20 protein-coding genes and 4 pseudogenes are annotated in these 19,964 nt (G+C 36.3%); 18 read left to right on the top strand and 6 right to left on the bottom strand.

The window, feature by feature from the left end; genetic code table 11:
• The first annotated feature begins 21 nt into the window (after window positions 1-21).
• From RCG17_RS27545 to RCG17_RS27520, 6 genes are all read left to right on the top strand, one after another.
• On the top strand, window positions 22-705 hold the full coding sequence (locus RCG17_RS27545; RefSeq protein WP_308173178.1) for a DUF421 domain-containing protein: 684 nt from the start codon (window positions 22-24) through the stop codon (window positions 703-705).
• 94 nt (window positions 706-799) lie between these two features.
• The gene (locus tag RCG17_RS27540; RefSeq protein ID WP_308173177.1) at window positions 800-1,228 is read left to right on the top strand and encodes a cell wall hydrolase; all 429 of its coding nucleotides are present in this window, start codon (window positions 800-802) and stop codon (window positions 1,226-1,228) included.
• 83 nt (window positions 1,229-1,311) lie between these two features.
• Window positions 1,312-2,421 carry an NAD(P)/FAD-dependent oxidoreductase gene (locus RCG17_RS27535; protein ID WP_308173176.1) on the top strand — a complete coding sequence of 370 codons (1,110 nt, stop codon included), beginning with the start codon at window positions 1,312-1,314 and terminating at the stop codon, window positions 2,419-2,421.
• 88 nt (window positions 2,422-2,509) lie between these two features.
• Window positions 2,510-3,094, top strand: a complete 585-nt coding sequence (locus RCG17_RS27530) for a YitT family protein (protein WP_308173175.1) — start codon at window positions 2,510-2,512, stop codon at window positions 3,092-3,094.
• A 90-nt stretch (window positions 3,095-3,184) separates the two neighbouring features.
• Window positions 3,185-3,865: a response regulator transcription factor gene (locus RCG17_RS27525; RefSeq protein ID WP_308173174.1), complete on the top strand. Its 681-nt coding sequence runs from the start codon at window positions 3,185-3,187 to the stop codon at window positions 3,863-3,865.
• Window positions 3,855-5,102: a sensor histidine kinase gene (locus tag RCG17_RS27520; protein ID WP_308173173.1), complete on the top strand. Its 1,248-nt coding sequence runs from the start codon at window positions 3,855-3,857 to the stop codon at window positions 5,100-5,102. The genes RCG17_RS27525 and RCG17_RS27520 overlap by 11 nt, the downstream gene beginning before the upstream one ends.
• A 40-nt stretch (window positions 5,103-5,142) precedes the next feature.
• Here the strand turns inward: RCG17_RS27520 and RCG17_RS27515 are convergent, their stop codons facing one another.
• The 4 genes and pseudogenes from RCG17_RS27515 to shc form a co-directional block, all read right to left on the bottom strand.
• Window positions 5,143-6,063 carry an FAD:protein FMN transferase gene (locus RCG17_RS27515; protein WP_308173172.1) on the bottom strand — a complete coding sequence of 307 codons (921 nt, stop codon included), beginning with the start codon at window positions 6,061-6,063 and terminating at the stop codon, window positions 5,143-5,145.
• Entirely contained in the window at window positions 6,038-6,301 is a 264-nt protein-coding gene (locus RCG17_RS27510; RefSeq protein WP_308173171.1) for a hypothetical protein, read from the bottom strand. Before RCG17_RS27510 ends, RCG17_RS27515 begins: the two co-directional genes overlap by 26 nt.
• Before the next feature lie 16 nt (window positions 6,302-6,317).
• Complete coding sequence (locus RCG17_RS27505) at window positions 6,318-6,707, bottom strand: copper amine oxidase N-terminal domain-containing protein (protein WP_308173170.1); 390 nt, start codon at window positions 6,705-6,707, stop codon at window positions 6,318-6,320.
• 416 nt (window positions 6,708-7,123) lie between these two features.
• Window positions 7,124-8,990: pseudogene (gene shc, locus RCG17_RS27500) on the bottom strand (squalene--hopene cyclase).
• A gap of 89 nt (window positions 8,991-9,079) precedes the next feature.
• Here shc and RCG17_RS27490 point away from each other — a divergent pair.
• The 6 genes and pseudogenes from RCG17_RS27490 to RCG17_RS27465 all read left to right on the top strand — a co-directional run bounded on the left by RCG17_RS27490 (window position 9,080) and on the right by RCG17_RS27465 (window position 13,043).
• Window positions 9,080-10,214 (top strand): annotated as a pseudogene (locus RCG17_RS27490) (DUF2515 domain-containing protein).
• A complete protein-coding gene (locus RCG17_RS27485; protein ID WP_308173167.1) occupies window positions 10,141-10,596 on the top strand; it encodes a CBO0543 family protein in 456 nt (151 codons plus the stop codon). The pseudogene RCG17_RS27490 and the gene RCG17_RS27485 overlap by 74 nt, the downstream one beginning before the upstream one ends.
• A gap of 199 nt (window positions 10,597-10,795) precedes the next feature.
• Window positions 10,796-11,237, top strand: a pseudogene (locus RCG17_RS27480) (peptidylprolyl isomerase).
• Between the two features lie 169 nt (window positions 11,238-11,406).
• Window positions 11,407-12,162 (top strand): exodeoxyribonuclease III, encoded by a 756-nt coding sequence (locus tag RCG17_RS27475; protein WP_308173166.1) that lies wholly within the window; start codon window positions 11,407-11,409, stop codon window positions 12,160-12,162.
• A 111-nt stretch (window positions 12,163-12,273) separates the two neighbouring features.
• Complete coding sequence (locus tag RCG17_RS27470; protein WP_308173165.1) at window positions 12,274-12,471, top strand: hypothetical protein; 198 nt, start codon at window positions 12,274-12,276, stop codon at window positions 12,469-12,471.
• Window positions 12,378-13,043, top strand: a complete 666-nt coding sequence (locus RCG17_RS27465) for a class I SAM-dependent methyltransferase (RefSeq protein WP_308175981.1) — start codon at window positions 12,378-12,380, stop codon at window positions 13,041-13,043. The genes RCG17_RS27470 and RCG17_RS27465 overlap by 94 nt, the downstream gene beginning before the upstream one ends.
• A gap of 33 nt (window positions 13,044-13,076) precedes the next feature.
• On the opposite strand, the gene RCG17_RS27460 is transcribed toward RCG17_RS27465, so the two are convergent.
• A complete protein-coding gene (locus tag RCG17_RS27460; protein ID WP_308173164.1) occupies window positions 13,077-13,226 on the bottom strand; it encodes a hypothetical protein in 150 nt (49 codons plus the stop codon).
• Between the two features lie 220 nt (window positions 13,227-13,446).
• Here RCG17_RS27460 and RCG17_RS28435 point away from each other — a divergent pair.
• From RCG17_RS28435 to RCG17_RS27435, 4 genes and pseudogenes are all read left to right on the top strand, one after another.
• A pseudogene (locus RCG17_RS28435) lies at window positions 13,447-14,918 on the top strand (spore germination protein).
• A gap of 6 nt (window positions 14,919-14,924) precedes the next feature.
• Window positions 14,925-16,082, top strand: coding sequence for a Ger(x)C family spore germination protein (locus RCG17_RS27445; protein WP_308173161.1), 1,158 nt, complete (start codon window positions 14,925-14,927; stop codon window positions 16,080-16,082).
• A gap of 2 nt (window positions 16,083-16,084) precedes the next feature.
• Window positions 16,085-16,297 carry a hypothetical protein gene (locus RCG17_RS27440; RefSeq protein WP_308173160.1) on the top strand — a complete coding sequence of 71 codons (213 nt, stop codon included), beginning with the start codon at window positions 16,085-16,087 and terminating at the stop codon, window positions 16,295-16,297.
• Window positions 16,298-16,300: 3 nt separating this feature from the next.
• Window positions 16,301-17,398 (top strand): GerAB/ArcD/ProY family transporter, encoded by a 1,098-nt coding sequence (locus RCG17_RS27435; RefSeq protein ID WP_308173159.1) that lies wholly within the window; start codon window positions 16,301-16,303, stop codon window positions 17,396-17,398.
• A gap of 32 nt (window positions 17,399-17,430) precedes the next feature.
• Here the strand turns inward: RCG17_RS27435 and RCG17_RS27430 are convergent, their stop codons facing one another.
• Window positions 17,431-18,252 (bottom strand): YitT family protein, encoded by an 822-nt coding sequence (locus RCG17_RS27430; protein ID WP_308173158.1) that lies wholly within the window; start codon window positions 18,250-18,252, stop codon window positions 17,431-17,433.
• Window positions 18,253-18,501: 249 nt separating this feature from the next.
• Between RCG17_RS27430 and RCG17_RS27425 the strand changes: the two genes are divergently transcribed.
• On the top strand, window positions 18,502-19,131 hold the full coding sequence (locus RCG17_RS27425; RefSeq protein ID WP_308175980.1) for a transcriptional regulator CcpN: 630 nt from the start codon (window positions 18,502-18,504) through the stop codon (window positions 19,129-19,131).
• A 16-nt stretch (window positions 19,132-19,147) separates the two neighbouring features.
• Window positions 19,148-19,960: a pyruvate, water dikinase regulatory protein gene (locus tag RCG17_RS27420; protein WP_308175979.1), complete on the top strand. Its 813-nt coding sequence runs from the start codon at window positions 19,148-19,150 to the stop codon at window positions 19,958-19,960.
• Window positions 19,961-19,964: the final 4 nt, after the last annotated feature.

Raw genomic sequence — 19,964 nt, 5'->3', positions numbered from 1 at the left:
TTTCGATCTGAGGTGTAAAGCTTGAATTATCTTGAAGTCTTAGGCAAGGTAATCATTTCGTTTGCTGTTTTACTGTTAATGACAAGAATAATGGGTAAAAAGCAAGTAGGACAACTAACCTTCTTTAACTACATTACTGGAATTTCCATCGGAGCAATAGCCGCTGCGATTACTATTGATCGCAGTATTGATATGGCAGAAGGATTTGTTGGTTTAATAGGGTGGGCACTACTCACACATCTGGTGGCTTTTATTAATCTAAAATCAAGAAAGGCACGTGTGATCCTGGATGGTCAGCCAACGATCGTTATTAAAAAGGGACAAATATTGGATAGATCACTTGCTGATTCTGGATTAAACATGGATGATCTCAGCATGTTACTAAGGGAAAAAGATATATTTTCTACAAAAGATGTTGACTATGCCATTTTAGAACCAGATGGAAAATTATCGGTATTGAAAAAAGTAAGCCAGCAAAATCCTACCAAAAAGGATTTACAACTGAAAACAGTAAAGCCATTATACATGCCAACGGAAATTATTGTTGATGGCAAAGTTGTATCCAAGAATCTAACTGAATTAAATTTAAGTGAAAAATGGTTGCAAACACAAATGGAGCAATCAGGTCTTAGCTTAGATCAAATCTTTTATGCTGAGATTCAAAGTGATGGCACTTTATTTTTCGATAAGATGGATGACAAATAAATTCTTGATTACGCTCTTTGTCTTATGAAAACCAAATGTAAACACTTTACCCAAAAAGAATATGATATTGGTGAACATCAATGGAGGTGGTTCCGTGGCAGTAGTGAGGGCAAGAGCGTCAGACATTAATTTAATGGCCAGGTTACTTCGAGCCGAAGCAGAAGGAGAAGGAATCCTTGGAATGCTTCTTGTTGGCAATGTCGGTATAAACAGGATTCGGGCAAACTGTTCTGATTTTAAAGGACTTCGCACCATTCCGCAAATGGTTTATCAGCCACATGCATTTGAGGCAGTCACACATGGGTATTTTTATCAGGCACCAAGGGAAAAAGAAAGGCGATTGGCCCGAAGAACGATAAACGGGGAAAGATTTTGGCCTGCCAAATATAGTCTATGGTATTTTCGTCCAGGAGGAGACTGTCCGCAAACTTGGTATGGCCAGCCATTAGTTGCTCGCTATAAGCTTCATTGCTTTTATGAACCTACAGCAGAAACATGTCAAAATGTATATAATACATTTTAAAATAATATCCATTGAGCTGCCGAAACAGGCGGCTTTTTTCTTTACACACATAACCAATTGAAAAAGGAAAAATAATAGGATGAATGATTATTAAAAAGGTGATGAATCAAAAGATGAAAATCGCTATTATGGGTGCAGGTCTATCCGGCTTAGCTTGTGCCATTATATTGGAAAGGTATGGCCATTCTCCTATCATTTTTGAAAAAAGGAGTCAGCCAGGTGATCGATTTATTAACGCAGAAATCATTGCATCGATTTTTTCAAGACCAATACAAGATGCCTATCGTTTTTTTTCAGAAGACTATCAATTATTCTTACAGCCAATTAGTCAAATTAGTAAATTGATTGTACATTCAGAAAAAGCGGAGTCAGAAGTAAATGAGCAATTAGGGTTTATTAATATTAGAGGCCGCCACCAGCATTCATTTGAACAACAGTTAGCTAACCAGGTGAAATCTAAAATTTTTTACCATTCAGAAGCAAGCTATGAAGATTTACTTCAAGAGTATACGCATGTCATTTTAGCAACAGGAGACGCACAATATGCCGTTAAGTTACATAATTATCATGTTGACCGTGCCGTTACACTCAAGGGAGCAACTGTAGAAGGAGAGTTTGAGCGATCAACTATACATATTTGGTTTAACAATAATATTGCACCACGAGGTTATGCCTATTTACTTCCATTTTCAAATACAGAGGCCAATGTCGTTATTTCCTATCCACAGTTGGGTCTAAAAATTAAGAATGATCATGAACTTTGGAATACTTTCTACCAGGTAGTTTGTACAACTATGAAACAGTCACTAAAAGTAACCGATCAATTTCATATTAAGGATTATTTAATTGGCAGCTGCAAATATCCACGCATCGGCAATACTTTCTTTACAGGGAATTGTTTTGGGTCACTGATGCCTTTTCTAGGTTTTGGCCAGTTTACTTCTCTACTTACGGGAATCTATGCAGCATATGACCTTTGCGGGTTAGGGAAGTACGAAGTCTTAACAAAACCATTAATGAAAAAATATCGAAATTCACTGGTTTTACGTGAAATTTTTGAAAAGCTTGATAACCCGTTTCAAGACATGATCGTAAACCAAATGCAGGGATTTATTGGTGAGAGACTTTTAAGAACAAGTCATTTTCCATCATTAAGAGCACTAAGCTATATTCTTCGTCCTTTCGTTAAGTGAACAGAACCCGTGTCCAGAAATATTGGAATGAAGCTGGATTTATTTCATATATGTAATAATAAACTCAGAATGGACAGGGATGGATTTTATGAAAAAAAGGTTACTTATTACATGCTTTTGCAGCTCGTTAATTGGAATAGGAATCAATGGATTTATTCTTCCATTCCACCTAATTAATGGCGGGGTATTTGGGATAAGTCTTTTATTAAACTACCTATACGGGTTCAAGTTAAGCTTGTTAATTGTTTTACTAAATACTCCAATCTACCTCATAGCGCTAAAATCAGACCCTCTTTATTTTATTAACGGCATATTAGGGGCAGTTATTTCTGGATTCATAGTTGAATTAATGACTCCACTCAATGGAGTTATGCATCTTCCTATATTTGCTAGTGTTATCTGTGGTGGAGTGTTTGTTGGTATAGGCGTTGGATTCATGCTGCGAAACCATATCAGTCCTGGAGGAATTGATCTATTAGCCTTGTTAATTTCAAAGTGGAGCAAATTAAATGTAGGGATTATCATTTATATCATTGATACCGTCATCATAATGACGGGTTTACTCATTCTTAGAGATGCTAATTTACTCTATTCACTGTTGATTGTAGGAATTGTTGGTCTATCTGCCAGCATCTTAACTAGCTTTAGAGATGCTCATATATATATTTCATAATCCAAAAGTATGATGCTTTTTTCACTCTTTTTTCAGAAAAAGTTGCTATGATAGACAATAATAAGAAAATTTCTGAGATGGAGTGATGGTGTGAATATTTTACTAGCTGAAGATGATGAGCGGCTAGGCAAATTAATGACCCACTTGTTAAAAAAAGAATTTCATCATGTTGACTGGGTCAAAAACGGTAAAGAAGCCCTCAGTTATTCCTCACTTTCTGTCTATGACGTCATTATTCTTGATTGGATGATTCCAGGTGAAGATGGGCTGACTGTTTGTAAAAAACTTCGTTCGAAAGGAATCAAAAGCGGGATTTTAATGGTTACCGCCAAAGATGCAAAAAAGGATATCATCCTTGGATTAGATTCAGGTGCTGATGATTATATTGTAAAACCATTTGAAATTGACGAAATGCTCGCACGAATAAGGGCTATAAGCCGACGTAAGGAAAAAAGCTTTGAGGAGTCAATCGCTATAAATGACTTTACACTTAACTTACATACACATGAACTTACCCATAAAGGAGTGGCAATCGACTTAACTAAAAAAGAATATCAATTTCTTGAAATCCTTTTCCGTAACTGTAACCAAATCGTTACCAGGGAAGTTCTATTTGAGCGGATTTGGGGTTTTGATACGGATGTTTCCGATAATGCACTTGATGCTTTAGTGAAGCTAGTTAGGAAAAAGATCGATCATCCCGGGAGCCCCTCATTGGTCCAAAACGTCCGCGGAATCGGTTATAAAGTGAGAAGTTCCGATGTTTCATAAATTAAAATCCAAGCTAACCATACTTTATACGTTTTCATTACTTTTTTTATTGCTTTGTTTTATTGGTATTCTCTATTTTCTAATTTCACAGCAAATCATTCAAAACGAAAAAGATGATTTACAATCGTTCTTTGACAAGGAGAAAATGGATCTAGTTGAAGATCTTTATGAAAAAGAACATCGCGGTATATCTTATGATCCAAATCGTGCGATATTTTATTACGTTTTTGATACCAAAAATCAATTTATTTACGGCGAGGAGTCGATTAAACAACTCTCTGGCTGGATTGAAGGGAAGTACCTTTCAGATAAAACTACTTCATTTATTAAACAAGTAACCTGGAAACATGTACACCTAATTTTAATCAAAAAGCCGATTAATACAAATGGCTACTTGCATGGATACGTTATCATCGGTAAAGATATTTCAAGTGAAAGACACTTAACAGAAAATATTACATGGATCCTATTATTACTTACAATAATGTTTAGCATTCTTTTGGGATTTTTAGGGTATTATTTCGCTGGCCAAGCTATTAAACCAATAAAGACGGCATTCAATAAACAAGAAAAATTTGTTTCGGATGCAAGTCATGAGTTACGGACCCCGCTCAGTATTTTTTATAGCTCGATTGATTTATTAAGAAGAGAAGAAAAAGACAACTTAAGCCCCTTTGGCCAAGAAGTTCTTGAAGATGTGAAAGCAGAAGCAGAACTGATGAATAAGCTCATTAATGATTTATTATTCCTGGCACGAAGTGATAAAAATGTTTTGGCACTGGAAAGGAGTGATATTAACCTTTCGGAATTAACAAAATCGATTTATAAAAGATTTAGCAGCCAATCAGCAGATAACATCGATTTTGCAGAAAGCATCCAGGAGGGTATTCACTTTAGATGTGATGAAACCAGAATTCAGCAATTACTATATATTTTATTGGATAATGCCTTTCGTTTTACAAAAGAAGGGAAAGTGGAGCTCGCACTCAAATCAAGTTCCGAAAAAATCGTTTTATCTGTTTTGGATACCGGTTGCGGAATTCCTATGAACGACATTCCCTATATATTTGATCGCTTTTACAGGGGAGATATCTCAAGGGAAAAAGGAGGATCGGGATTAGGCCTTTCGATTGCCAAAGCTATTGTTACCGCACATGGTGGGAAGATTTTTGCCAGCAGTGGCTTGGGCAAGGGTAGTGTGTTTACGATTGTTTTTGAGAAAAAACTTCAAGTGTGAACGATAAAAGTGGAAACGGCTGCCGAAGCTGCCGTTTCCTTTAATGTTCAACCTTTATGTTTCCATTTTTATCGACAAGTATGATTAAATTAACCTTTGCCATTTTTAAAAATTCTTCGTTCTCATGATCTTCCATAAAACAAAGTTTGGCTGCCACTTCAGCATCAAGTAGATTTTCACTAACTACTGTCGCTTGAATGATTGAGCTTTCCACAGGAAGTCCCGTTTTGCCGTTCAAAAGATGGTGTTTTTGTACATCCCCCTGCTTCCAGCGGCGATAGATAATATTAGAGGTTGCAATGCTGCCATTCTTAAGCCTAAACTGAGCTATTTCCTTGTTTTTTTCAAATGGATGGGCAACGCCGATCAACCATTCTTTTTCACCATCAGACCAAACAGTGATATCTCCGCCACCATCTACAATTCCAGCCTGTGCCTGACCAATTTCCTTTAACCATTGGGCCGTAGCCTGCACAGCATATCCTTTTCCAATACCGCCAAAATCTAGTTTTCCAGGAGAGCTTCGCTTAACAGTGTTGGTATCCTGATCAAATTCGAAGGGACCATCCATTCGATTATAAACACTTGGTAATTCAAATTCATTGGAAAGCGCAGACGAAAACGGAAAAGCTTGATCATATCCATGGAACCTTATTTGCGGTAATAAGTAGGGGGAGAATAACCCATTTGTCTTTTTACGGTAATCTTCGGCTTTTTGAAGAATATCAAACAAAGGGGGAGGAACCATCATTTGTTCTCCCACAGTTAGCTCGTTAAGGCGATAGAGCTCATTATCTATTTGAAAACGGGACCATTCTTTTTCAATATACAGGATCCAGTTCGAAATAATATTTTTCCAGTCTTTTTTAAGACAATTCTTTACTTGAAAATAAAATGTTGTATTCATTGCTTCCAATTGCATGACGTATTCGGAGTTAAGATCTTCTTGTTTGGCGGTCACTGGTAATAGCCCCTCCCGTGCCGGGATCAGAGACAGTTGTACCATTTATCGAATAATTGGACCAATCTAGTTGGACCAGTTCTTTTTCTTGTTTACTCATTCCGGCTGTTGAAATTTTTTCTTGTGCGGTTACACCTTGATTTTGTCCTCCCGACCCGTTGACTTGTGTCAGAACAAATGCCGAGAGTGCAGCACCAGCTAATCCAATTACCCATTTTGCTTTATTAGATTTTGCCATATTCAACAACCACCTTTTAAATAGATTCAATCATTATTGTATTACTTCCAGCATCCCAATTAATTCGATATCCTAGTGCATTGGCAGCAACTGAAATAGGAAGGTATATAGTTTTTTCATAGGAAGCTGTCTTCACTGGCATTGGATTTTTCACTCGATTTTCATAGACAGCATTAGAATCAGCTCGGACGATCAATTCATACTGCCCTTTCGTGATTCTTAGAATCTTACTTTGTGGATAATACTGTGCCTGGGCACCCAAAATATTGGCTAATTTCTCCCCAGACACAAACAGCTGTCCCTCCTGCGGAATAAAATATAGCTTTGTAGTATTACCATTTACACTAACCGAAAGATCAGAAGGGGCAGTAATCGGTAAAGTTTTATTAGGATTATTTATCGGCATTCTGGACCAAAGATACCAATAATCATCCTGTACGACAGTGTTGATCGACGATCCCTGTTTGTTGTAATATTCATTCTCATATTCTTCATCATCTGTCTTTTCATAGTACTCACTATTTTTATCATGTTCCCTTTTTTCGTGCTCATCGTCATCGGCAAGTACACTTACGCCTAATGAAAGTGTTAAAATAAAAGCAAAAAGAGAACAATCACTTTCTTTATTCTCTGATGCATATTTGAAACCTCCTTCACTCTTATGTAAAGAAGTCTAAACAGGTATTCTGAAAAAAATCTGAAAAACATACAAAAATTTACTTTTTTTATAGACCCAGAAGAAAGAAGGACATTGAAAATCATATTAAAAATCGTAATAAATAAGCAGCGGATGCATCATCCGCCGCTTATTTATTATTTTAATCATTTAAATTTTTGCTGGTAATGAGATAAAGCCAGCAAAGGAAAAATATAACGGTAGCTATGATAATGGACGTAGAACCCTCCAGCCATTCCTTGTCCTTTCGGATAAGCGGTAGTCCAATCATTTTTGTCAATAGAATCCAGCAAATAGGTAATCCCTTTTTCAATTTCAGAGGTTGGTTGTTCTGAAAAAGAGATTAACGAATCTAGAGCCCATGCTGTATGAGTTAGTGTGCTTTCATTCAAAGGAACATATTTTTTTTCACCATCGCTTCTGCAGGATTCTCCCCAACCTCCATCTGAGTTTTGAATAGACTTTAGCCATATTGCTACTCTCTGAAGGGAAGGGTGAGAGGGTGAAAGACCAACAGAACTAAGACCTGTAACCGCTGCCCATGTCCCATATAGATAACAAATGCCCCATCTTCCATACCAGGACCCATCATTTTCTTGGCTTTTCATCAGCCAATCGACGGCCTTTTTTATGGCAGGATGTTTAGAAGTTAGATTGGTATAGCTTCCTAAAAACTCTAAAGTTCTTCCTGTTAAATCAGCAGTTGAGGGATCACTAAGTAAAAACTCTGCTTTTTCAATCGGGAGGAATTCAATCCATTTGTTCTTTATGTTTTTTTCAAAAGCGGCCCAGCCTCCGTCATCATTCTGCATCGAAAATAACCAATTTATGCCTTTTTCCCAAGCCTTTTGTAATGAATTGTCCATTTGAACGTTCCTGGTAATGGCACGTAAGGAGGCGGTCGTGTCGTCAATATCTGGATTGATCGTGTTTACATCGGAAAAACCCCAGCCCCAGGGTAAATGCGGATTGTGAATGACCCAATCACCAAATTTTTGATGCTGATGCTCTAGTAAATAACGGTTTGCTTTTTCTATTAAGGGGTCATGATGGGAGATCCCAGCAGATTGCAGCGTAAAAGAAATTAAGGAAGTATTCCAAACTGCTGCAGTGGTATATTGCATATGAGGAAGACCATTGATTTCTGTTTTCATTGCCATTAGGCCTTCAACCGCATTTTTAATAAGAGGATCACTTTTCAGTTTACCGAGCGAGAGAAAAGCGAAAATCATTAAAAAGGTTGAACTGAAATAACTATAGAGCGTTCCGTCGGGTTCAAGATGTTCCAGCATATATTTGGTCGCACGCTCGATTGCTAAAGAACGTAGGTGTTCAGGTATACCTATTAAATTTTTTATACCTTCATCAAGAGTTGAGAAAAAGGAACGCCATTCTGAGCAAAGTTCCCAGGTGGCAGTTGAGCGCTGTAAAAACAAATCTGAGAAGATCCGGACTAGTATTTGTTCGCAACGAAAATTTTTTATGTGCCAGAATCATCATCGGTGCCAGGTTCGAGCGTCCTTGTACCGCTAATTGATAAAAATTAATTGGAAACGAAAGGGGGAGCAGGATCAATTCAACAGGAAGTGGAGAATAAGACGGCCAAGGGTATTGTCCTGTTAAGGCGAGCATGATTTTGGTGAACATGCTCACTGATTCGATCCCGCCATGATCAACAATAAAGTTTTTAGCAGCCTGCAATTTCATTTCTTCTTTTTGGTAATAGCCTGAATATAAAAGAGCGTAATAGGATTCAACAGTAGCAGATAAATTCCCGTCTTTTTCATCATAAAAAAGCTTCCATGTTCCATTTTTCTCCTGCTTGCTAACAATTCTTGAGGCAAGACCTCGAATCAATCTTTCATCATTTATTTCTAATGTCCTTAATAAAATAATCATATAAGCATCTGTTGAAATTCCTGTTTCAAATGGGTAATTCCACGATCCAGCGGGAGATTGATCTTTTTTAAGGACTTCAATGATCCAATTTATTCCTCTTTCTATATTGAACATCAACTATACTCATTCCTCTCCCAAGGTTAGATTTCTTTCACCTATACATATTCATATGGCTGGTGAAGAATTCATGGAGGGGAAGTTGTATGAATTTTTTTCGGCGACATCAAGATAAAACCCCAATTGAGATCATTAAGGAAGAGCTAAAAAAAAGAATAGCAAACAACAATGGTCATGTAACAATAACAAAAGAAGACAAGGCAATATTACAGCAAATAAAAAGACAAACAATCGAATTGAATAAAAACAATGTTACGAGAACAAAAGCCTATCTTGATTTTTATTTCCAACACCCAGAAATCCATTGGGCATTCCTGGGACACATGGTATCAAGGAATGGCGGCTGGAATATGACTGATTTAAAGGGGGAACTTCTCTCCAAATTATTATCGAGTAAAGAAAGAAGGACATTTTTTTCTTTTTTAGAGCGGGGGAATTGGCTGATTTTTCAGGATGCCTACCCACAATTTTTACTTTACCAAGAAAGTTTAAAACGAAATAAACCATATTTTCACCTATTATCTATTTTTAACGTTTCATTATTTATGGAGTCAATATGGAATTACTTTTGGAGGAATCGAGTTGATTCGATTCTTGCCATTGCACTCATTATCAATGAACAAAATTATTTAGAAAAACGGGTTATTCAAAATCCTTTATATAAAAATGAGGTCTTTAATACTTTAGAATTTAAGCTTCAAGATGTTCTTTCGTTCAATCACATTCTATTTCCTTATATGAAAGACAATGTACTTCGTTTAGAGGGGCAAACACTTCACCAATTTGATTCTGTCTATGAGAGGATTATGTTAGGAAAAAGATTGTATGCTGTCCTTTTTAATGATAGTGAGATCTTGAGAAATGCCGAAAAGTGGGCAAAGAGTACTCCACACACTGGCTCCAGAAAGGATTTCTGGCCGCATATATTTAACAATGTCCACGAAGGCATTCCCTGGAAAAAGTTATCAACTTCGTTTAAAATCATGTATTCTTCGACCTGGAGCAAGTAGAATTTATAGCCCAAATCTGCAAAGTGCTTGGAAAAACGTTAAACACGTGGAAGCAGAAGTGGGTGACTGGTTTATGGATGATCATGTCTTAAACTTTTTTTCAGAACTTGAAGAACCTGTTAATGGGGAGATTGAAAATGAATACTGTAAAACCCTTGAACGACTCGAACTGGCAGCTCTTGCCAAAAAGGCAATTTCGATCCTGGATTAGAAGTTATATCCCAGTTTTATTATTTTCTTCATTACTTGGGACGTATTTGGATCTGATTATGGTTGGTAAGCAGCTATATTCATTTCCTCATCGGCCTTTTCATGCTATTTTTTCAATCAATCTTCTGTTTACATTGGTTGGATTGCCTATTTGGACCTTTCTTTGTCTTATTTTCATGAGGAAACAAACAAGGTGGGTAAAAGCAGCCATCATTTTCTTTTTTAGCATTGGGATGGCTGTACTTGAAAAGAAAGCTGAGGAGTTTGGATTATTTGCTCATTCACAAACTTGGAGCCATCAATATACTTTCATAGGTTGTTGCCTTTTCCTAATTAGTGTTTATCAGTTTCATGTGTGGATCACAACAAGCAACAAAAACTAAAAGCCAAGACATTTGTCTTGGCTTTTTGGCGTCCAGGGGTTGGACTCCGACCCCTTCCGTCCGTACATGGTTAAGTGTCCCTCAACAAGCGAATTGTTCGGAAGGGGTACTATTAGTATATCCAAAAATCAGTCAGACTTTCCATTTTTGCATAAAAAGTGTATGATAAAAATGATTTTACATAAAGGAGATGGTACAAGTGGCAAAAAAAGGATACATACTAATGAATAATGGAAATAAAATTGAGTTTGATCTTTTTCCAAACGAAGCCCCAGGCACCGTTGCGAACTTTGAAAAATTAGCCAATTCTGGATTCTATAATGGAGTTGTTTTCCATAGAGTAATACCTGGATTCGTTTCTCAAGGAGGAGACCCAACTGGAACAGGAATGGGTGGCCCAGGGCTACACTATTAAATGTGAAACAGAAGGAAATCCACATAAACATGTGCCAGGATCTTTATCAATGGCACATGCAGGAAAAGATACAGGCGGAAGTCAATTTTTCATTGTACATGAATCACAGCCGCATTTAAATGGAGTCCATACTGTATTTGGACAAGTAACATCAAGTCTTGACGCTGTAAAAGCAATGAAAAATGGCGATGTAATGGAAAAGGTTGAAGTAGTCGACGTTGAATAACGATAAGAAGGGGGTAGAAATTCTACTCCCTTCTTTTTTATCTAAAATTGTTTTTTGACTGAATCCATTTACTTTTCATGTTTGAACGATATTGATACAATAGCTCCATTGAGTTTTATAAAGTGAGATCATTAGATTAAATACTAGAAGCAAGGGGAAATAAATAACGATGAAACTAGTTTCTTGGAATGTTAACGGCCTTAGAGCTTGTGTTAAAAAAGGCTTTTTAGATTTTTTTCATGAAGTAAATGCAGATCTTTTTTGTATACAGGAAACCAAATTACAGGAAGGTCAGATTCAATTAGACTTAGATGGTTATTATCAATTTTGGAATTATGCTGAAAAAAAAGGCTATTCAGGAACAGCAGTATTTTCTAAGTTTGAACCAATTTCAGTAAAATACGGGTTTGATTTAGATGATTCAGAACCTGAGGGAAGAATCATCACTCTAGAGTATGAAAAGTTTTTCTTGGTAAATGTATATACCCCCAATTCCCAGCGAGATTTAGCAAGATTAGGATTTCGCTTGGAGTGGGAAGATAAAATCCGTACCTACCTTCAAGAACTGGACAAATCAAAGCCAATCATCCTCTGTGGTGATTTAAATGTTGCACATCAAGAAATTGACTTAAAAAACCCTAAATCTAATTTAAATAATTCTGGTTTTACTCCTCAAGAACGTGGGAAAATGACAACCTTGCTCGAATCAGGATTCGTTGATAGTTTTCGGCACTTATATCCTGACTGTGAAGGGGCATATACCTGGTGGTCCTATATGCTAAAGGTTCGGGAACGGAACATTGGATGGCGTATTGATTATTTTATTACATCCAATAAAGTAAAGGATCAAATCCAAAAGGCAAAGATTCACTCGGAAATTATGGGGAGCGACCATTGCCCCGTATCATTGGAAATAGGATTATAATTCTCCTAATCCACTTAAAAAACTATAACTCTAACTTATTAGCATTCATAATAAATCCGTTATTTTCAAAATATCATGGTAAAGATATAGTAGAAGTTGGAGGGGAGAAGAGTGGATTATAAAAAAGACGTTAAGCAGCAATTTGGAAAAAATGCTGAATCTTATGTAACAAGCCCTATTCATAAAGACGGTAAGGACCTGCAACAATTATTAAAATTAGCGAAAATAACCGGGAGGAAAATGTCCTTGATATTGCAACAGGAGGAGGACATACCGCAAATGGGTTTGCCCCATTCGTTAAAAAAGTAACGGCTTTGGATTTAACCGCAGAAATGTTAGTTGCAGCTGAAAAGTTTATCACAGGAAATGGCCATCAAAATGTTGAGTTTATACAAGGAGATGCCGAGGACCTTCCTTTTTCAGCTCAAAGTTTTGATATTGTTACTTGCAGAATTGCTCCGCACCATTTTCCTAATGTAATCAAATTTGTAAACGAAGTATTTCGAGTATTAACGTCCGAAGGACAATTTTTACTGGATGATAATGTCGTTCCTGAAGATGATGAATTCGATGAATTTTATAATAAAATTGAAAAAAAGAGGGATTACAGCCATTTTCGAGCTTGGAAAAAATCAGAGTGGCTTAGAATGTTGGAGCATGCTGGATTTGAGATTAGTGAATGGCACCGTTTTGAAAAAACCTTTCAATTTGAATCATGGTGCAATCGAATGAAACTATCGGATAAAGAAAAGAATGAATTACACAATATATTTGCTAATTCTTCAAATAAAGTGAAAGAAAAGTTTCGTATTACCTTCAATGACAAAAAAGTATTTACCTTCCAAGGTGAATCCATTATTTTAAAAGCCCAAAAGAGATAAAAACTCCGCTAAATTAAATTAGCGGAGTTTTTTCTATAATTCATTTAACGCAGTGCCATACATATTAAATTCAGGTTCTTGCCCGGTGCCCTCTTGATCATTTTGGTTATCTTCTCCCAAATGGTCCATCATTATGTTTTTCCCTTCCTTATTGTCAAATTGATTATCTTCGACGATTGTCAACACAATCACTCCTTTCGTCTTATATTTTCCCTTTCTTTGGGGAAACTAATCATCCAAATCTTTTTTACTTGTATACATGAAGCAAACTAAGTGTAAATATTCCAAAGTTTATTTGGTAAACCTAAATAATAAATCCCTGTGAAAGAAGAGTGGAAGATTGCGGAAAAATTTTTTAATAGAAGAAAACAGTCAAAATCTTACTGATGAACTTCCTCTATTAGTGAAATCAATCGATGCTAATATTGAATTGTTTACTCGAATTTTTCACAATGATGAAACTTTTGTGGTGAGAAGATTTCAAAATAAGTACCTGGCAACTGCAACTTGTTGTGTCATTTACTTTGATGGAATGGTAAACACTGAAATTCTTAACGAAAATATCATTCAGCCGATTCTTTATCAAAATCTTGAAGAAAAAATAAACCCTAACAAGCTCTTAGATGAAATCCAAGCAAAGATCATTGTTTCTAGCAGCGTAAAAATGTTAGTTGATATCGAAGAACTGGCAAATTCCATGATTGAGGGGGATACGATCCTATTATTAGATAACTATGATCAAGCTTTGAGTATCTCGACAAAGGGATGGAAAACAAGATCCATCTCCGAGCCTGAATCTGCCAGAGTTGTCCGCGGGCCAAAAGAGGGCTTTACCGAAGCAATAATGACAAATTTAACACTTATAAGAAGAATCATTAAAAACAAAGATCTTAAATTTAAATTTAAAGAAATTGGAGAAAGAACTCGAACTAAAACTTGCATTTGTTATATAGAAGGTCTGGCATTAGAAGAAATCCTTATGGAGTTTGAGAAGCGAATAGATGATATTAATATTGATGGCATACTTGATTCGGGTTATATACAAGAATTGATTAGAGATGCTCCCTTTTCTTTATTTGAAACAGTTGGCTATAGTGAAAGGCCAGATGTTGTGGCAGCAAAACTTCTTGAAGGAAGAATTGCACTTATTGTTGATGGCAGTCCTTTTGTTTTAACTGTTCCATATGTATTTATCGAAGGTTTGCAAGCCAATGAAGATTATTACAATAATTTTCTTTTTGCCTCTTTAACCGGTTGTTGAGATCGGCGGCAATGATCATTGCCATTAGCTTACCAGCGATTTATTTAGCTGCAGTTGCCTATCATCAAGAATTAATACCGACACCTTTACTTCTTAGTATATCGGCTTCACGGCAAGGAGTACCTTTTCCAACGAGTTTATCCTTACTTGTTATGTTGATAACCTTTGATGTTATTAGGGAAGCAGGAATAAGAATGCCAAGTGCCATAGGTCAAGCAGTCAATATTGTTGGCACATTGGTAATTGGTCAGGCTATTGTAGAGGCAAAACTTGTGAGTGCCCCTGTAGTAATTATCGCTGCTGTTTCAGGAATCATGAAATTGTTAAGCCCCACTACAATAGGAGCAATTGCCATCATTCGCCTTTTTCTTTTATTGTTTGCTAGCCTAATGGGGATCTATGGCTACTTGTTTGGGATGATTTTAATCATTGTACATTTAATGAATATTCGTTCATTTGGTGTCCCTTATATGTTAGGTTTGTCCTCTATGAAAAATCATAATGGACAAGATATATGGATTCGCGCTCCGTGGTGGTCGATGACGTTACGGCCAAAAATAATTGGCGCCAAAAATTTAGTGAGACAATCGGTCAATAAACCAAGAAGGAAGTAATCTACTATGAAAAGTAGAATTTATATACTGCTGCCTATCCTTATTCTTATACAAACTACTACACTGACTGGCTGCTGGAATTATCGAGAAATAGATAAGCTGACTATTGTTGCTGGGGTTGCGATTGATAAAGGAAAAAATCACAAATATCAAATTACTATAGAAACCATTGAGATTTCTGGTGCGCAAGATGCAAAACCTGTATCCCAACAAATTTCGATTGAAGGTGATACCATTTTTGATGCAGTGAGAAACGAAATTTCATTAACAGGGAAAAGATTGTATTGGAGTCATACAAAGGTTGTCATCCTAAGTAAGGAAATTGCAAAAGAAGGTATTTTAAGGGTAGTTGATTGGTTTAATCGCGACTCTGAAACAAGAGCAGATGTCCTATTGCTTGTTTCAAAGGAAAGTAAAGCAAAAGACATTTTTAATGGCAGCGGGACGACGAATCAAATTAAATCCTTTGTATTAGCTGATATGTTGAAAAGTGAAAAATCTCTTAGTAAAGCACCCATAACAGAATTATGGAAGTTCGCCAATGACCTAGAAACAAACGGAATCGTTGCCATAATGCCAAGTGTTCATCTTCAAAAAATTAACGGCCACAATTCGCCACAGATAAGCGGTACAGCTATATTTAGTCGAGACAAATTAATTGGTTTTATCGATAGTGCAAAAACAAAAAACATGCTGTTTGCAATGGATGAGGTCAAAGGTGGTTTATTAACTCTCAACGGCAGTAGTAGTAAATACAGTACACCCATTTCCTTAGAAATATTTAATAGTAAAACAAAAAAGAAGCCAATTATTCATAATGGAAAGATTGATTACAAGATCAATATTGATACAACGGTTTCTTTAGATGAAATTGGCGGCAGTGCAAATATCTTAGAGGTAAAGAAAATAAAACAACTGGAACAGCAAGCAGGGTATGTCCTAAAACACCGTGTCGAGAAATGCATTAAAGATATTCAGTCATCATATGGGGTGGATGTTTTTGGATTTGGCAAACAGCTTCAAAAAGAAGAACCGAAAATTTGGGAACAGGTAGCATCCCGATGGGATAAGGGAAAATTTAAGGACGTTAAGGTTAATGTTAATACAAAAGTTCATATCAAAGGTAGTGGAATGTTATCAAAGCCAATACAAATAGGAGATTAAGTATGTTTTTGCTAACAATATTATTTTATGGATTATTGCTAACATATGAATTCATACCACTTTACAAACAAAAACAATGGCGTAACTTTTGGGTAAATTCCGTTCTAGCATTGTGCTCGTTTACAATCGCACTGCTTTTAACGTTTGGAATTAATATTCCAAGTCCATCAGAACCAATAAAAAATATGGTTTTGTCATTGTTTGGAGGAAGATGATACATGCGAAATGAAAAAATTACAAATAAGGAAGCCATTTGTTTATTAATGATTTTTATTTTGGGCAGCACTTATATCCTTGGTACTGGTACAGAATCCAAACAAGATGCGTGGATAAGTGTGATTTTTGGACTTTTCATGTCACTGCCAATACTCATTATTTTTTCAAGGATTATGTCCTTATATCCAGAAAAAGGTTTATTTGAAATCATAGAGGAGACATTTGGTAAAGTTGCAGGAAAGGTATTCATTCTTCTTTACATATGGTATTCCTTTCACCTTGGAGCACTTGTGGTCCGAAATTTTGGAGAATTTATTAATACCGTTGCCATGCCTGAAACACCAAAATTTGTTCCGATGTTTTGTTTAGTGATGGTTGCAATTCCTGCAGTTAAATCTGGAATTGAAGTATTGGCAAGGACAAGTGCATATCTTTTACCTGTCATTCTCTTGATCATTTTAATTGTTCAACTTTTGGGGTTTCCCCTCTTAGACTTTAATAATATAAAGCCAATTTTTAATAATGGATGGCAGCTTATTTTAAAGGGCGGTGCCTCAACCTTTGCCTTCCCATTTGCAGAAACGGTATTATTTATTGGTATATTTTCATCCCTTAAAACAAAAAAATCTCTTTATAAGGTATTTTTGCTAGGAACTGCTATTGCAGGCTTTTTACTCGTAATTATTACGTTGCGAAATATTTTAATTTTAGGTCCTGTAGAAACCAAATTTTACTTCCCAGCCCATGTGGCTGTTAGCCGAATTAGGATCGGTGATTATTTCGAAAGATTAGAACTAACAGTTGCTGTTATTTTTGTTGTCGGGGTATTCATTAAGTTGAGTATATGTTTGCTAGTAGCTTGTAAAGGGATTGCGCATTTATTCCATTTAGATGATTACAGATCAATCGTGATTCAAACAGGACTTTTGATGCTTTATTTTTCCTATTGCCTGTATTACAGCATAATGGAGATGGGGGAGTGGGCATTTAAAGTATATTTTTATTATGCCTTTCCATTCCAAGTCATTTTACCAATGATAATATTGGTAATCGGTGAAATAAAACAAAGAAGGAGAAGGAAGCAGTTGTCTTTAAATTAGGACAACTGCTTCCTTCTCCTTTTCTTTAAAAGTTAATCTTTACGGAATTTTCCCATTACCTCGATCGCTCTTGTGATATAAACAAAAGCGGTAGGGTCCTGCAGGCGAATGGCCTCTTTCGTTTCAGATAACTCATATTTTGTGATGATTGTTGTTAATACCTTTTTTTGTTTGTGAGAATAAACACCTTCAGCATCCGTCATTGTCACTCCGCGAGAATGTAAATGGATTAAGGTTTCACTTAATTCCTTCCATTTTTCCGTTATAATCGTAACAGTAATTTTTGTATGACTTGTATGCACAACATCTACGGCTCTTCCAGAGGCAAAAATGGCAAAAAGCGTATAAAGAGTTCGCGCTGTTCCAAATACCAATGCACTTGTAAGCACTACGGCTAAATTCATCCATGTACTTAAATACCCCACTGATAAATCTTTCTTCTTGGAAAGAATAACGCTAATAATATCCGTTCCGCCGCTAGATCCGCCAAATCGTATATTTGCTCCTACACATAATCCATTTAATACACCCCCGAAAATACATGATGTGAGAATATCATGACTAAATGGATGGACAGGGATTATGCGCATTAAAACAGATTGCAATATTACAGAATAAATAGTTAAAATCATGAACCTTCTTCCTAAAAAAAAATATCCCAATATAAATAATGGAATATTTATGACTAAAATAATCCAGCCCGTATTAATATGAGTGAAGTGGTTGATCACAATTGCGAATCCACCCACACCACCCGTTAACACTTTATGAGGAATAAGGAATGAATTCATGGAATAAGCCAATATCATTGTAGAAATGCTAATGATTAATACTTGAACTGCTGTTCGTTTCACGTGAACGCACCCCATTGAATGATTCATAAGCACTGAATATATATTTAGTTTTAGCCAAAAAAAACCTTTAATACCTTTACTAGCCCAATTAACTGGTTGTTTTTTGTGAAAAAAGGCGAGTTTTTTCATTCTTTGTCACAAAAAAGTATAAATAATTATTCCATTTCGGTTTAAATGTAGTATACTATATATTAATTAGTATAGCATATTTAGATAATTATAATATCCAAGCAGAAAGGGGGAGATCCTATTAAATTAACAAAACGGCAGGAAGAAATCATTGAGATAGTTAAAAAAAGCGGACCAATAACAGGAAAACAAATAGCTGATAAACTTTCTTTGACTCGGGCAGCCCTAAGACCAGATTTAGCTATTTTAACAATGGCAGGAAATCTTGAAGCCAGGCCGCGTGTTGGCTACTATTTTAATGAAAATTACGAAATGAAGCTTCAAGCTAAAAAATTTACCAATCAAAAAGTTGTGGATTACAAAGCACATCCTATTGTAATACAAAAATCATCATCAGTTTATGATGCGATCGTTCAGCTTTTTTTGGAAGATGTCGGCACCCTTTATGCAGTAGATGAAAAGGGCCATTTAGCCGGGGTTATATCACGTAAAGATTTACTGCGGTCTGCACTAGGTAATAGAAATCTCGATGATTTACCTGTAAGTGTTATTATGACGAGAATGCCCAATATCGTTATGATTAAGCCGGAAGAAACCTTATTGGAAGCTGCCAAAAAAATGATTGAAAACCATATCGATTCGCTTCCTGTAGTAAAGGAAACCGATGAATACCCACATACATATATGGTAATCGGCCGCATCACAAAGACAACAATCACCCGGGCATACCTGGAAATCACCGAACAATAGGGGAGTGGAAGTGACTTTGAATCCGAAAGAAGTGGTCTATGTTGTTTCTGATTCTGTAGGGGAAACAGCAGAATTCGTCGTTAAAGCAGTAGCAACACAATTTGATATCGGCCAAATTGATATCCGCCGCAATTCGTATGTAGAGGAAATCGAGGATATCGAGGATGTTATTATCTTGGCAAAAAGAAGCCATTCTGTCATTGCGTACACACTTGTGATACCTGCTTTAAAAGAGTATTTGGATCTGCGTGCAAAAGAGGAAGGAATCCAGGCGGTTGATTTGCTTCATCCATTGATCGATGCTTTTTCCAAAAGGTTTAACAAAAATCCAAGACAGTTACCTGGTCTAGTGAGAAAGCTTGATGAAGAATATTTCCGAAAAATAGAAGCAATTGAATTTGCTGTAAAATACGATGATGGCCGAGACCCACGAGGCATCCTACGGGCAGATATAGTTTTGATCGGAGTTTCACGTACTTCAAAAACTCCTTTATCCATGTATTTAGCACATAAGCGATTTAAGGTTGCTAATGTACCATTAGTACCAGAAGTACCTCCGGCAGATGAATTATTTGAAGTTCCCAGACGTAATTGTATTGGGCTGATTATTTCACCAGATAAGTTGAATGAAATTCGTAAAGAGCGACTAAGAGCACTTGGGTTAGCCTCACAAGCCCAATATGCCAGTTTTGAACGAATTCTTGATGAATTAGATTATGCAGAAAAAATTATGAAGCGCGTTGGCTGTCCAATCATCGATGTATCAAACAAAGCTGTTGAAGAAACAGCCAGTTTGATTTTAGATATCCTTAAAAAGAGAGAGGAGTAGTTTA

This window comes from Neobacillus sp. PS3-12, from assembly GCF_030915385.1.
Classification (GTDB): Bacteria; Bacillota; Bacilli; order Bacillales; family Cytobacillaceae; genus JAEVLT01.
The sequence above is the reverse complement of the archived record's forward strand: the minus strand, read 5'-3'. Positions and strand labels throughout refer to the sequence as shown.